The organism is Streptosporangium sp. NPDC023615, assembly GCF_040640155.1.
GTDB lineage: Bacteria > Actinomycetota > Actinomycetes > Streptosporangiales > Streptosporangiaceae > Streptosporangium.
This window is the reverse complement of record NZ_JBFABE010000110.1, coordinates 1-13,394: the sequence shown is the minus strand read 5'-3', so window position 1 is coordinate 13,394 and position 13,394 is coordinate 1. Positions and strand designations below refer to the sequence as shown.

Sequence of the window (13,394 nt, the reverse complement as noted above, 5' to 3'; positions counted from 1 at the left end):
CTCTGCCGCAGCCGCGTGTGGATGCCGCAGCGGAAGTCCTGTCCCAGGTTGGGGCGCGCTCGCCGGGACCGCCGCCGGCACCCTGCTCGTCGCGATCTTCGTCGTACGCTCGCTGCGCGCGCCCGGGGACACGCTGCTCGACGTCCGGCTGTTCGCGAACCGATCCTTCGGCACGTCCGTCGCGACGCTGTTCCTCTACTCGGTGTCGCTCTTCGGCCTCACCCTGCTCCTCCCGCTGTACGTCCAGGCCGTCTCGGGGGCGAGCGTGTCGCAGGCCGGCCTGCTGATGGCCCCGCTGGGGATCGGCGCGATCGTCACGATGCCGATCGCCGGGCGCCTGACCGACCGCTTCGGACCGCTGTGGCCGGGACTCACGGGAATCCTGCTCGTCCTGGCCGGGACGCTCGCCTGCACCTGGGTGGACGCCGCCCGGAGCACGGCGCCGCTCGCGGCGGCGCTCCTCGTCGTCGGCCTGGGACACGGCGTGACCACTCCGTCGATCATGAGCGCCGCCTACCGCACCCTGCCGGGGACCGCCGTGCCCGGCGCGTCGACCGCCTCGCAGATCTCCGTCCGGGTCGGGTCGGCCGTGGGTGCCGCCCTGATCGCCGTGGTCCTGCAGTCCCTCACCCGGTCGGGCGGCCCCGGGGCGCAGGCGTACGTCGGCGGCCTCTGGTGGACCTTCGCGATCGCGGCGGCCGCGCTGGTCCCGGCCCTGCTGATCCCCCGGCGCTGACGCCGCCGGCCCGGCCTCGTCCCGGCGTACGGGCGGCGGGCGGCGGGAGCGGGCGGCAGGCGGCAGGCGGCAGGCGCGGGTCACGCCCGGGGGCGGGGACGAAACGAGGAAAGCCCAGACCGGACGTACCGGTCTGGGCTTTCCGATCGTGGTGCGCCGCCAGGGACTCGAACCCCGGACCCGCTGATTAAGAGTCAGCTGCTCTAACCAACTGAGCTAGCGGCGCCCGACGTGGACAAGACTACCGGACCTCGCGTCATGGTCCGTACATACTCCGCCATGCCCTCATCACCCGACATGGCGATCTTCTGACGCTCCGAAGACGATGCCATGAAATATCCCGATCAACCTGGCGTTCGACGCGGGAAAAGGGAGGACGGGCACGGTGTTGTACCCCCTCCGACATGGGCAGACGCCGTTTAGGGCCCCTGCCTCGGGTACGGGAGCGGGGCCCAGAGAGTCACGTTCAAGGGAGATGTTCGACCATGCAGCCTGAACTCTGGAACTACCGGGCCGACGTCTACGGCCAGGACACGACCCTCGACATCGCCGGGTATCACGTCGAGGCCACCGACGGGAAGATCGGCTCCGTCGACGAGGCGACCTACGAGGTCGGCCAGAGCTACCTGGTCGTCGACACCGGGCACTGGATCTTCGGCAAGAAGGTGCTCCTGCCGGCGAGCACGGTGACGCAGATCGACCCGCAGGAGCAGAAGATCTACGTCGCACGGACCAAGCAGGAGATCAAGGACGCCCCCGAGTTCGACGAGGCCAACTTCAAGGAGCCCGCGTACCGCGACCGGGTCGGCGAGTACTACGGCCGCTTCCCCTTCGGCGGCGGACCGGGCACGTTCTGACGGTGACGGTCCCGCCGGGCACGTTCCGGCGGGGACGATCCGGCCCGGCACGGTGAGCGCGACGCGCTCCGGGTGACCCGCGGACCGGGTTCCGTCACCCGCGACGCTCCGGCACGGCGATCGACGAGGGCCCCGCCACGGCGGGGCCCTTCCCGTTCCCGGGCACCTCCCGCTTCCCCGTCCTCTTTCCCCGGGGACGGCGCGAAGTCCGTTCACGAGGACGGCGCCGCCGGGGCGGCGCCGGTCGCCCGGCCCGTCCGTTCGGAGGGGCCCGGGTTCACACGCGGTTCACACGGTTCAGGGCCAGCTCGGGTCGCCCGAGAGGTCGAGGGGGCCCGGCAGGATCCCGAGGCGTTCGAGCAGGACCAGGAAGGTCGAGGCGTACGGGGAGTCCTGCACGACGGCGGCGACCCGGTTCCAGTCGACCTGCTCGCGCAGGGCACGCACCTGGGGCAGCAGCGAGCTGTAGTTGCAACTGTGCTCCGAGAGCGGCAGCAGCCACGAGATCACCAGGTCGGTCGCCTCCAGGACCGGCAGGATCACCGCCGACGCCTTCATCGGCTCGGCCCGCTTCAGCAGTTCCGGGGTCACCGGGTGGTCGCAGATGGAGAAGATCAGGTCCACCAGCCTGCCCTCGTCGTAGGCCTTGACCAGCCAGTCCTCCGGCGGCTTGGCCGTCTCGAACCCCAGCTTGCTGAGCGCCTCCAGGGCGGTCGGCACGTCCTCCTGGGGAAGGACGAAATCAACATCGTGCAGTGAAGGGGCGGCTCCGCGCGCGTACGCGGCACAGCCTCCCGCGAGCGCGAACCTGACGTCGGCGTCCTTCAGACCGCTGCTCGCCCGCTTCAGCGTCTCCAGAATCGCATCGGTGACCTCGTGACTGTGTCCCATGGCTCTCGCGTACCCCGTAACGCCCCAGGTAGGCATGACAAACCCGCGTCTGGGTAAACGGTGCTCATGTTTCCCCCCGAACACGCACAAAAGGAAGAACCGCACCCGGGAGAGAGCCGCAAGGAACGGGTCGACCGGGAGCTCGGAGAGCTGCTACAGGGACTGCGCGTCGCGGTCACCGGTGTACAGGTGTTGTTCGCCTTCCTGCTGACCCTCCCCTTCGCGGCGGGGTTCGACAAGGTGGACCTCCTGGGGCACTGGCTGTTCTTCATCGCCCTGTTGAGCGCCGCCGTCGCGTCCGTCTGCTTCATCACCCCCGCGGCCCAGCACCGCCTGCTGTTCCGTACCGGGCTGAAGGAGAAGATGCTCCACCGCGCCAACGCGCTCGGGATCGCGGGTGCCGCCGGACTGGCGATCGCGATGACCAGCTCGATCGCACTGGTCGCCGAGACCGTCATCAACAGCTGGCCGGCGGCGATATTCGGGGCGGTCGTGGCGCTGACCAGCCTTTGGCTGTGGTTCGTCCAACCGATTATTGATCTGTACCGAACCGAGGATGATGAAGATGTTAAGTCGTGAATTGTGAGGGCAGAGGCCGGTTATGGCTACCTTGCTTTGGATCATCGCAGTCGTTCTCGTCATCTCCGGGATCTACGTCATCCTGGCCCGTCGCGACCTCCTGTGGGGGATCGTCCTCATCGTCCTCGGCTTCCTCGTGGGCCCCGGGGGTGTGAGCATCTTCAATGTCTGACGCGAGCCTCGGGCTCGCCGGAACCGGAACACCCGCCCGGTGCGGATCTGACGTCCGTACCCCGTCCCGTGCTGACCTGACGTCGGCACCCGAGTGAAGACCGGGCCCCACGGCCCGTGAAAGAGCAGAATCGAAGTCGCCCCGAATTCCCATAGAAGCTTCGCGGGCCGGGTATCCCCCGGCCCGCTTCTTCTTGCCCGCACATCGCTTCTTCTTGCCCGCACATCGCGCCCGCCGGGGCGCGGAACCGCGGCGCCCCGGCGGACGGGACCGGGCCGGTCTGGCCTGACCGGACCTACAGGCAGTAGACGCCGTACGCCTGGCCGAGCACCGGCAGGGCGACGTTGCGCACCCGGATGCCGCCCGGGGTCACGCCCTTCTCCGTCCCGGCGTGCGCGTGCCCGTGAATGATCAGGTCGGCGCCCTCGGCGTCGACCGCCTCGGCCAGCAGGTAGCTGCCGAGGAAGGGGTAGATCTCCAGCGGCTCGCCCGCCAGCGTGTCCTTGACGGGTGAGTAGTGGGAGAGCACGACCGTGCGGTCGGCCTCCAGTTCCTTCAGCGCCACCCGCCAGCGCTCCGCGATCCGCTTGGTGTGACCGACGAACGCCTTGATCTCGGGCTCGCCGAAGTCGCTGGCGCACTTGCCGGCGTACCCTCCGCCGAAGCCCTTGCCGCCGACCACGCCGAGCCGCACCCCGTCGATGTCGAGCACCGTGGCGTCGTCGTGCAGGACGTGGATGCCGGCGTCGCGCAACAGGGCGGCGATCTCGGCGGGCAGGTCGGAATGATGGTCGTGGTTGCCGAGCACGGCGACCACCGGGATCGGCAGGTCGCGGAACTCGTCGGCCACCACCCGCCCCTCCTCCAGCGTGCCGTGCCGGGTCAGGTCTCCGGCGAGCAGCAGGACGTCGGCCCGTTCCTCGATGCCCTCGAGCCGCTTGCGGTACTGCCCCCGGAGGCTCTCGTCCAGGTGCACGTCCCCGACAGCGGCGATGCGCAGCTCTCTCACAGCTTCTCCTCCTTCACCGGGTCCCGCACGTCCACGACGTCGATCTCGTTGTGGACGACCAGTCCGGGAGCCGCCTCACCGGCGACCTCGGCGATCAGGTCGCGGCGTTCGGCGGCGGTCACCTGACCGCGCAGGTAGAGCTGGTCTCCCCGGACGTCCGCCCGGATGCCGAGTTCCGTGGTCCTCTCGTCCTCGGCGAGCGCGCTCTGCACGCGCGCCGCGATGTACTGCGGAGCCTCCATCGTCGAACTCCTCTCCGTCCAAAGCAGCTCGCCTTCCCACGTAAGCCGAGGTCAAACACGTTCAAAGCCCGTGGGGCCGGTGGTGCGCCGGGGTCGCCCGGCACCGCGGAAGCCGCGCGAGAGCCGCCGGACGCGCGAGAGCCCCGGCCCCCTCGTGAGGGGGCCGGGGCTCCGGACGCCGGTCCGGTCGCCGGTGACTCGACCGGTCTCAGCAGCCGGTGGTGGCTCTCATGGGATCACTGGCCGGTGGCCCGGTGGATGCTCCGCGAGGCGGACCGGTCGATCGCGGCCTTGACCACGCCGAAGATGGCCCCCTGGATGGCGGCGGCGACCAGGACCTCGCGCCAGCCGTACTCCTCGTTCGTCGCCTGAGGCGCGTCGTCCTTACCCGAGGCGAACTTCCAGACCTGCTTGAAGATGGCACCGGCGATGGCGCCACCGAGCATTCCGCTCGCGGCACTCGCACCGCGGGATACGACCCTGCTCAACGTCTCGTCCTCCGTTCGCTTTTACCGAGATGGGACGGGTACCCGCCCTGAGCTGTCCTTAACAACCCGTTCCGATGGAAAACGGCGGGTTCTCGCGCGTGTCACGGCTCCCCCGGCGAAGGGGGAGACGGATCACACCACGGGCGGGTCGTCGTAGCGGCGCTCCTCGTAGACGCGGCGCTGGACCACCGGGTCGTCGACGACGGTGGCCGCCGCGGAGTCCGCCACGGCCCGGCGGGCGAGGCTGAGCCGGTAGACGGCGAACAGCAGCCAGGCCAGGCCACCGACCATGAGGATGACACCGACGACGTTGATGTCGAACCCGGCGATGTCGAACTCGACCGCCCAGGTGAGAATGGCGCCGAGCATGATGAGAATGATGCCGCCTGCGATGGTCATGGGATCTCCTCCTTCGAGCCAACGCCTGACCATCTATCCCCCCCACGGATCTCAAACGTCACCCGTGGGGGCATGTGCCTGTCGTGGCCTTCCGGTGGTCGTCAGCGGCCCGGCGGGGCGCGAGAAATCGTCCCGCCGGGCGCGCGCGGACCCCCTACCGGCCGCGCAGCGCCAGCATCCGCGCGATCTGCGCCCCGCGCGAGACGTCGATCCGTCCGGCGAGCTCGGTGACCCCGGGGTGCAGCCCGGTCGCCACCTCCACCTTGGCCATCTGGGAGGCGTCGTCCTGCTGGGCGATCATCATGTCCAGGAACCTCCTCTCGAACTCGGCCTCCGGGGCGGCGGTGAGCGCCTCGATCTCCTCCTCGCTCACCCCGGGCATGCCGCCGTGGGCCGCGTGCTCGTCGTCCCGCGCGGTCGCGGGTTGCGCCCAGGCGGTCAGCAGGGCCGACATCGAGGCGGACTCGCGCTCCTGGGTCACGCCGATCGCCTCGGCGAGCTCGCGCACCTCGGGGCGGACCCTCCGCTCGCGGACCAGCCGCACCAGCTCGACCACCTGGGTGTTGTGCGGGACCATCATCTGCAGGAACATCACGTCCTGGGCGTTGAAGGCCACTCCCGCGGCGGTCCCCACGGGCGGTTCGGGCGAGGGACGGGGCACCCCCCGGCCGGTCCCGGGCGCGTCGTGCCCGTCGTGCGTCTCCGCCCCGGACGCGCCGGGCGCACTCGCCCCGGAGGTGCCGGGTGCGGCGGGCGCCGAGGCGTCCGGCGCGGAGGCGCCGTGCGCCCCGTGGCCCGAGGCGCCCCTGAGCCCCTGGACGTCGTGGCCGCCGCAGCCGGACAGCAGCAGGACACCCAGCACGACCGCCGGTACCGCACGCTTCATCGGAACTCCTTCGAAGTGCGACGGATCCGGCCGGGACGGTCCGCCGGTCGCGGACCGTCCCGGCCGGATCTCACCGGATCTCACCGGATCTCACCGGATCTCACCGGGCCTCACCGGGTCGAGGACCCGGACGGGAACCCGGACCGGGGACCGGGATCAGAGACGCTGCCACAGGGCCGGGACGTTCGGCGGCTCCCAGCCCGCCAGCGCGGTGTGCGGCTGCAGGCACCGGTAGGTCGCGCCGCCGTAGGTCACCTGGGCGCCCGCCGCGTAGGCGGTGCCCGCCCTCCAGCTGCCACCCGGCTGGCTCGTCGGCGTCGGCGTGGGGGTCGGGGTCGGCCTCACCGTGGGGGTCACGGTCGGGGTGGGGGTCGGGGAGGGGCCGGGGCCGCCGCCCCCGCCGAACTCCACGTCGGAGCAGGTGTAGAAGGCCTCGGTGCTGCCCACGATGCGCTGCCAGATCGAGAAGATGAGCTGGCGGCCGCTCCGCTGCGGGAGGTTGATCGTCCAGTTGGTGAACTGGGTGGGGTTCTGGTTGGTGAAGGTCCGGATGTGCTCCAGGTCCGACCAGCGCAGCGGCTGGCTCGGGTCCCAGCCCTGCCGGGTGATGTAGAACTCGAAGTTGCTGTTCGCGTGGGGCGCGGTCGCGTGGTAGGTGACGGTCAGCGGCCCCGCGGAGACCCTGGTGGCGGGCCAGTCGGTCCTGGCCAGGTTGAGCCCGCGGTACTTGTCGCGTCCCGCGCCGCAGAGCTGGCCGTCGGGGATGATCTGGCGGTGGTTGCCGCCGGCCTCGAGCCGGGACACCTCGTGCCAGTCGTAGAAGGCCTGGGTGCCGCCGGCGGCGACGGCCGCCTTGCACGCCGCCGACTTGGCGGTCTCCGGGCCCTCGGTCTTGCAGACGTAGGCGCGGCTGGGCGGGTTCGACATGGATCCGTGGGCGACCGCCGGGGCGGACGGCACCAGCACGAGCAGGGAACCTACGCTGAGGACGGCGGTACCGGCGGTGGCAACCTTGTGTCGCAAACGCACGTGGACTCCTCCTGAACGGGGAAATGGGAGGGGGAACATGTCCAACGAGCCGACGGATAGCACGTTATTAACAAGAAACCTTACTAACAGTTCCCTTCCGGACGCCAGCCGTTCGGCAAGATTTCCCTCCACGGCCGAGGCCGGGCGCCACGTGTGCGACGCCCGGCCCGGCGGTGGGACCCGGTCACCGGCGGGGGCCGGTGGGCACGGTCACCCGATCAGGTGCTTCATGATCTTCTTGATGGCGGCGGCGCGCTCGGCCGGATCGGCCACCTGCTCCAGGCCGAAACCGAGGAACACGCTGTCCCCGGTCGAGACGGCCGCCGTCCTGTCGGCCTGCGCCCTGGTGAAGTCACCGGAACCCGACGGGCTGCCCTGCGGCGGCCCGGGGGTCGTCCAGGCGCCGAGGCCGGACTCGAAGCCCTCGGCGGACTGCTCGCCACCGGCGGTGGTGATCCTGGTGTCGTCCACGAACACGCCGGCGCCGCCGGTGGACGGGTCGGTCACGTAACCGACCGACACCTCCACCCGCTTGCCCGCGTACGCCGACAGGTCGAAGGCCACCTGCCGCCAGCCGCCGGAGTCGCCGGTGAAGGCGTTCCAGGAGCCGCTGGTCCCGGTCGCCGCGCAGGGGGTGCCCGGCGTCAGGTAGCGCAGCAGCCACGGGTGCTCGTCGAGCAGGTAGCCCGCCTCGCAGTCGGCCGGGACGGTGGTGGAGGTACCGCCGTTCACGTCGGGCAGCGTGGTCCAGTCGTCCTGGCCCGCCGTGTGCGCCTCGACGACGACGTTGTCGTAGCCCTCCTCGGTGTCGTACGAGAGCTGGAACGCGAGCCTGGGCCGCTGCGCGGCGGAGACGGCCGTGAGGTCGACCGTGCGCGTCAGCCTCATGTACGCGTCGTCGGCGTGCGTCCCGGCCATGTGCCAGTCGCCCTCGGCGGGGTCGAACGGCCCGGTCGCCCCCATGTACTGCGCCGAGGCCCAGCTCCTGAACTGCGGGAACCTCGACGGCGGCAGCGTGTCGCTGGTCACGCGGAGGCTGCCGGCCTCGTTCAGCGGGTTGTCCGCGACGGCCGGGCCGCCGAAGGTCGCGCCCGTGCCCTTCAGCCCGGGGCCGGTGCCGGTGAACCCGGTCGGCCCGACGCGCGGGTCGCGGCCGTCGACGCCGAGGTAGTACTGGGCGAAGTCGTCGGCCAGGATGAGGCACTCCTCGAAGAACCCGTCCTGGCTCGTGATGACGCAGTCGGCGTCCGGCGCGCCGTCCAGGCCGTAGTAGACGCCGCCCAGCGTGTCGCCGAGGAGGCCGTAGTACCCGGCGGTCTCGCCGGTGTGAAGCAGCTTGCCGCCCTCGTTGAGGTAGTCGCGGACCGAGATGGTCAGCTCCTGCTGGGACCGCTTGACGTCCAGGTCGGGCAGCGGGCCGAGCGGCGTCTCGGTGCTGACGTCCTGCGCGTCCATGGCGAGCCGGTCGTCGCCCAGGTACCAGGTCACCGCCTTGAAGTGGTCGAGCACGCCGAGGTGGTGCGGCACGCCCTGGGCGTCGACGTCCCACGTCTCGGAGGAGTGACCGGCGCTCTTGAGCGCCTGCCGGTACCACTCGGCGTACTTGGGCGCGGTCACCGACGCCGGGTAGTCGGGGTTGCGGCCGGTGTAGTCCTCGTTCGCCACGACGAGCACCTTGGCCTTGGACTTCTTCTGCAGCGTGTAGGTGAAGCGCGGGCTCTCCACGACTCCGGCCCCGGCCTTGCGCCCGGCGAACCAGACCTCGACCCTGTCCCCGGGCTTGGCCCCCTCCACCTTGGACCGGTACTCGGCGAAGTACTCGTCGTTCTCGTCGCCGTAGCGTTCGCCGCCGTTCCACTCGGTCAGGCCGCGCAGGCGCACCGGACCGCCGTTGATCCGGAAGCGGAGCTGCTTGGTCGTCAGGGAGCGCCGCATGGTGACGGCCACCGGCTGCGGGTCGCCGTAGGAGACGGTGAAGGTGTCGGGCCGGAAGTCGGGGACCGTACGGCCCACCGGGGAGACCGGGGTGTCGGGGGTCCTCGCCGACGCGGCGACGGCCTTGGCGAGCGGGACGTTCTTGGCGAACTCCGCCTGGATCAGCGCCTCGCTGTCGGGGAAGGTGAAGCCCAGGCCGCCCTCGCAGTCGGCGAGCGTCCACTCGTCGTCCGGGACGCTCTCGACCGCGACCTCGCAGGTGCTCATCTCCGGCGTGACGGTCAGCGCGTGGTGCCTGTTGGTCATGTGGCCGTCGGTCTCGCCGTTGGTCGTGTACAGCTCGGCGCCGAGGTCGGGGTCGTAGCCGGGTACGGCCGGGGTGGCGTCGTCCCCGAGCAGCGCCTCGAAGATCAGGTCGTCCGGGGAGGGGGTGGCCTGCTGCCAGCCGACGCCGTACAGCAGCAACTGGGCGGCGGAGTGGTAGTTGAGGATGTAGGTGAAGCGCACCCGCCCGGCGAGGGCGTCGACGGCCCTGGTCTCGGGCTCGGACTGGGCGCTCGGCCCCCGGTAGACCAGGCTGGCCGGGTTGTCGGAGGAGCCCTCGTTGTCGTAGCCCCACTTGTAGGCGAAGTTGCGGTTCAGGTCGACGCCGTCGGCGCTGGTGGTCCGCCCGTCGCCGTTGTTGTCACGGAGGTTCTTGCGCCACAGGCGGTTGCCCTCGGTGAAGGTGTGGTCGTAGCCGTCGGGGTTGGCCACCGGGACGAACCAGAGCTCGGTGGTGTCGAGCAACCGGGTGATCGCGGGATCGGTGCCGTACCCGTTCAGGTGGTGCAGCAGGAGCCTGCGGGTCATCTCCGGGGTGATCCACTCCCGGGCGTGCTGGGCGGACATGTAGAGCACGGCCTTGCGGGCCCCGTCCCTGAGCTGCCGCGCGTTCTTGGTGACCTTGATCGCGGTGAGCGGCTGCCCCTTGACCGTTGTGCCGAAGTCGACGACCTTGGCGATGTCCGGTCTGGCGTTCGCCGCGCCGACGATCTGCTCGCGGATGCCCCCGGGGCCGCTGTACGGCTTGAAGACGCCGTCCCCCTTCGCGGCCTGCCGTGCGGCCTTCGCCCGCCTGACCTCGAGGGCGAGTCCGCCGGCGCGCAGCCGGTCCGCCTGGGCCGTGCCGAGGATGACCTCGACGCGGATCCGCTTGCCGTCCGCGGACCTGCTCATCCGCAGTTCCTCACGGTCCACCCCGGACGTCAGCAGCGTGTCGAGCTGCGGCTCGGTGAGCTCACCGGTGTAGACGTGTACCCCGTCGCCGCCCGCGGGCGGGGCGGGTGTCGCCGCCGCGGGTGGGGCCACGGTCAGGCCCATCACCAGGGCCGCGATGGCGAGAACCACTGATCTCGCACGTTTCATTACAACCTCCGTACATCCCCCGAAAAACAGGAATGCCCGAAATCTTTGCGGAGGCCGGGAGGGAGTCAAGATCAGGGCTTGCCAACCTTCCATGCTGGCCACATGTGGCCAATACGGAAGTCGGGTCTTCCATGAGGGCGGCGGACGTGCAAGGCCGATCGGCCGACCGGCTCCCGGCCTGGTCAGGCAGGACGAGCCAGATCAGGTCAGGTCAGGTCAGATCAAGGCGAGCCAGGTCAGGTCAGGGCGAGCAGCCGGTCGCACTCCTGCAGCAGCCGCTCGCGCAGCGGGGCGGCCCGCTCGAAGAAGTCGCGCTGGACGGCCACGTACTCCGCGCGCCCGTCGGTGGTCTCCACCTGGATCGGCCGGTATCCCAGGGCGCTCAGGTCGTACGGGCTGGCCCGCATGTCCGCAGTCCTGATGTCGCGGGCGAGCGCGAAGCAGTCGGCGACCAGCTCGCTGCCGACCAGCGGCGACAGCTTGTAGGCCCACTTGTACAGGTCCATGTTGGCGTGCAGGCAGCCCGGCTGCTCCAGCTCCCGCTGGCGCTCGCGGGTCGGCTGGATCAGGTTGAGCGGGCGGGCCGGAGCGGTGAAGAACCGGAACGCGTCGAAGTGGCCGCACCGCACCCCGCGCCGGTCGACGATCTCCTCGATCCGCTCGGGGGAGAGCCTGAGCGGGAAGGAGGCGTGCCGGATCTCGGCCTCCGGCGTCCGGTAGACCATCGCCCACTCGTGCATCCCGAAGCAGCCGAGGTGGGGCTGCCGGCTCGCGGTGGCGGCCAGCAGGTCCCTGATCCAGCCGATCACGGCCGTGCGCCGGGGCAGGACCTGATCGAGATCCAGTACGGCGCCCTCGGCGCAGTCGCGGTAGTGGGTCCCGAAGGACCGCGCCCCGGCCAGGACCACGCCGGCCCCGGGGTGCCACTGCAGCAGGCGTCCGGGACGGAAGCTGTAGTAGGTGAACAGGAAGTCCTCGACCGGGTGGGCCACCCGTTCCCGGCCACGGCGCAGATGCGGCTCGATCCAGGCCCCGACCCGGTCCCGGTGCGCCTCGTCCCGGCGCCGCCACTCCTGCTCGCTCAGCACTTCCATACCGGCATCGTAGGAAGCCCGGGGCGATGAGCGGTAAACGTCATGCCGGGACACCGATCGTCCGGGCGGCGAGCAGACCGGCGGGAGGTTCGCCAGCCGGGCGTCCGGCCGGTCGGGGCGGCGGCGCCGGGCGGTCAGCCGGTGAGGAGGCCGGCGGCGACGCCGTCGAGGAGCCAGCGCAGGCCGCGCTCGAAGTTGTCCTCCACGTCGGGGCCGTCGCCCGCGATGAGCGGCGCCAGGTGCGGGAACTCACCGCCGTCGACGAGCTCGCGCAGGTAGGGCTGGGTGAACGTCTCGCGCGGACGGTCCTTCTCGATCGTCTGCCGGATGATGAAGCCGGTGACGTAGTCCTCCACCGCGGCGAGCACCCGGTGCCTGTCCTGGGGCGTGGCGGGCAGGCCCGACAGCGCGGCCAGCGACTGCTCCAGGTGCCGCAGGCCGTTGGGGCCGACGGCCGGGTGCCGCGAGACGAGGTCGGCGATCCACGGGTGGCGCCCGGCCGCCTCACGCTCACGCCGGGTGATCATCGTGATCGCCTCCCGCCAGTCGTCCGGCAGGGCGTCCCGGATGAGCAGTTCCCCGCTGACCTCGTCCGCCATGAGATCGAGCAGGTCCTCCTTGCGTTCGATGTGGCTGTAGAGGCTCATCGTCCGCGCCCCGAGCTCGGTGGCGACGCGGCGTATCGACACCGCCGCCAGCCCCTCGGCGTCCGCGATCCCCATCGCCGCCCGCACGATCGCCTCCCGGGTCAGCGTGCTTCGCCGCCTCGCCGCCTCCCGGGCCCAGATCGGCCCCTTCACCTGCTCGCTTTCCATCCGGCCGAGTGTACGCCGTAGCGATTCGGCGCTACAGTGTACGAACTAGCGATACGCTGTAGCGCAAACCGATACGCCGTACAAGGAGTGTCATGGCGACCTCGGACACCCGGCCGGACACCGCCTTCGATCCGGCCCTGCGCCGGATCGCCCTGGCGGTGGTGCTCGGCACGATCATGACCGTCCTCGACGCGACCGTCGTGAACGTCGCGGTGGGCGTTCTCGGCCGCGAGCTGGGCGGCTCGCTGAGCACGATCCAGTGGGTGATCACCGGTTACGTGCTGGCCCTGTCCGTGACGATTCCCCTCTCCGGCTGGGCGGTGGAGCGGTTCGGCGCGAAGGCGACCTGGATCACCTCGCTGTCGCTGTTCCTCGCCGGGTCCGTGCTGTGCGGCGCGGCCTGGTCGGCCGGGAGCCTCATCGCCTTCCGGGTGGTGCAGGGCATCGGCGGCGGCCTGCTGATGCCGGTCGCGCAGACCCTGCTCGTCCGGGCGGCGGGTCCCGGACGGATCGGACGGGTGATGGCGCTGGTCTCCGTCCCGGCGATGCTCGCGCCGATCCTCGGCCCGGTGGCCGGCGGGGTGATCCTGGACCGGCTCCCCTGGCGGTGGCTGTTCCTGGTCAACGTCCCCGTCTGCGCGGTGGCCCTGGTGCTCGCCGCACGGCTGCTGCCCCGCGACGGGGAACGTCCGGCCAGGGGATGGCCGGACCTTCTCGGTCTCGCCCTGCTCTCCCCCGGTCTCGCCGCCCTGATCCACGGGCTCTCCCGGACCGGAGAGGCCGGCGGCGGTCCCGGCGATTACGTCCGGCTGTGCCCGTCCGGGCTGGAGGGCCTGCGGATAGACGGGCTCGCGC

At 71.0% G+C, this 13,394-nt stretch carries 15 protein-coding genes and 1 tRNA gene; 5 read left to right on the top strand and 11 right to left on the bottom strand.

Annotated features, from left to right (window positions below; translation table 11 throughout):
- Positions 1 to 736, top strand: a 736-nt coding sequence (locus AB0G16_RS37245) for an MFS transporter (protein WP_362815494.1), incomplete at its 5' end; no start/stop codon positions are given.
- 149 nt (positions 737 to 885) lie between these two features.
- On the opposite strand, the gene AB0G16_RS37240 is transcribed toward AB0G16_RS37245, so the two are convergent.
- Positions 886 to 962, bottom strand: a tRNA-Lys gene (locus AB0G16_RS37240).
- Positions 963 to 1,221: 259 nt separating this feature from the next.
- On the opposite strand from AB0G16_RS37240, the gene AB0G16_RS37235 reads away from it, so the two are divergent.
- Positions 1,222 to 1,593, top strand: a complete 372-nt coding sequence (locus AB0G16_RS37235) for a PRC-barrel domain containing protein (protein ID WP_362815493.1) — start codon at positions 1,222 to 1,224, stop codon at positions 1,591 to 1,593.
- Between the two features lie 297 nt (positions 1,594 to 1,890).
- On the opposite strand, the gene AB0G16_RS37230 is transcribed toward AB0G16_RS37235, so the two are convergent.
- Positions 1,891 to 2,484, bottom strand: a complete 594-nt coding sequence (locus AB0G16_RS37230; protein WP_362815492.1) for a nucleotidyltransferase family protein — start codon at positions 2,482 to 2,484, stop codon at positions 1,891 to 1,893.
- A gap of 66 nt (positions 2,485 to 2,550) precedes the next feature.
- On the opposite strand from AB0G16_RS37230, the gene AB0G16_RS37225 reads away from it, so the two are divergent.
- Together AB0G16_RS37225 and AB0G16_RS37220 are read left to right on the top strand one after the other, a co-directional pair.
- Complete coding sequence (locus tag AB0G16_RS37225; protein ID WP_362815491.1) at positions 2,551 to 3,063, top strand: DUF6328 family protein; 513 nt, start codon at positions 2,551 to 2,553, stop codon at positions 3,061 to 3,063.
- Positions 3,064 to 3,085: 22 nt separating this feature from the next.
- Positions 3,086 to 3,235, top strand: a complete 150-nt coding sequence (locus AB0G16_RS37220; RefSeq protein WP_184719841.1) for a GPGG-motif small membrane protein — start codon at positions 3,086 to 3,088, stop codon at positions 3,233 to 3,235.
- A gap of 295 nt (positions 3,236 to 3,530) precedes the next feature.
- On the opposite strand, the gene AB0G16_RS37215 is transcribed toward AB0G16_RS37220, so the two are convergent.
- From AB0G16_RS37215 to AB0G16_RS37175, 9 genes are all read right to left on the bottom strand, one after another.
- Positions 3,531 to 4,244, bottom strand: a complete 714-nt coding sequence (locus AB0G16_RS37215; protein ID WP_362815490.1) for a metallophosphoesterase — start codon at positions 4,242 to 4,244, stop codon at positions 3,531 to 3,533.
- Positions 4,241 to 4,486, bottom strand: a complete 246-nt coding sequence (locus AB0G16_RS37210; RefSeq protein WP_362815489.1) for a BON domain-containing protein — start codon at positions 4,484 to 4,486, stop codon at positions 4,241 to 4,243. Before AB0G16_RS37210 ends, AB0G16_RS37215 begins: the two co-directional genes overlap by 4 nt.
- A gap of 236 nt (positions 4,487 to 4,722) precedes the next feature.
- The gene (locus AB0G16_RS37205) at positions 4,723 to 4,974 is read right to left on the bottom strand and encodes a DUF4235 domain-containing protein (protein ID WP_362815488.1); all 252 of its coding nucleotides are present in this window, start codon (positions 4,972 to 4,974) and stop codon (positions 4,723 to 4,725) included.
- Between the two features lie 132 nt (positions 4,975 to 5,106).
- Complete coding sequence (locus tag AB0G16_RS37200; protein ID WP_362815487.1) at positions 5,107 to 5,373, bottom strand: DUF6458 family protein; 267 nt, start codon at positions 5,371 to 5,373, stop codon at positions 5,107 to 5,109.
- A 154-nt stretch (positions 5,374 to 5,527) separates the two neighbouring features.
- Positions 5,528 to 6,259, bottom strand: a complete 732-nt coding sequence (locus tag AB0G16_RS37195) for a DUF305 domain-containing protein (RefSeq protein WP_362815486.1) — start codon at positions 6,257 to 6,259, stop codon at positions 5,528 to 5,530.
- Between the two features lie 156 nt (positions 6,260 to 6,415).
- Positions 6,416 to 7,288 (bottom strand): lytic polysaccharide monooxygenase, encoded by an 873-nt coding sequence (locus AB0G16_RS37190; protein WP_362815485.1) that lies wholly within the window; start codon positions 7,286 to 7,288, stop codon positions 6,416 to 6,418.
- Positions 7,289 to 7,498: 210 nt separating this feature from the next.
- A complete protein-coding gene (locus tag AB0G16_RS37185) occupies positions 7,499 to 10,612 on the bottom strand; it encodes a M14 family zinc carboxypeptidase (RefSeq protein WP_362815484.1) in 3,114 nt (1,037 codons plus the stop codon).
- 254 nt (positions 10,613 to 10,866) lie between these two features.
- Positions 10,867 to 11,724: a 3-methyladenine DNA glycosylase gene (locus tag AB0G16_RS37180; RefSeq protein ID WP_362815483.1), complete on the bottom strand. Its 858-nt coding sequence runs from the start codon at positions 11,722 to 11,724 to the stop codon at positions 10,867 to 10,869.
- Between the two features lie 134 nt (positions 11,725 to 11,858).
- Positions 11,859 to 12,539, bottom strand: a complete 681-nt coding sequence (locus AB0G16_RS37175; protein ID WP_362815482.1) for a TetR/AcrR family transcriptional regulator C-terminal domain-containing protein — start codon at positions 12,537 to 12,539, stop codon at positions 11,859 to 11,861.
- A gap of 92 nt (positions 12,540 to 12,631) precedes the next feature.
- Here AB0G16_RS37175 and AB0G16_RS37170 point away from each other — a divergent pair.
- Positions 12,632 to 13,394, top strand: a 763-nt coding sequence (locus AB0G16_RS37170; RefSeq protein WP_362815481.1) for an MFS transporter, incomplete at its 3' end; no start/stop codon positions are given.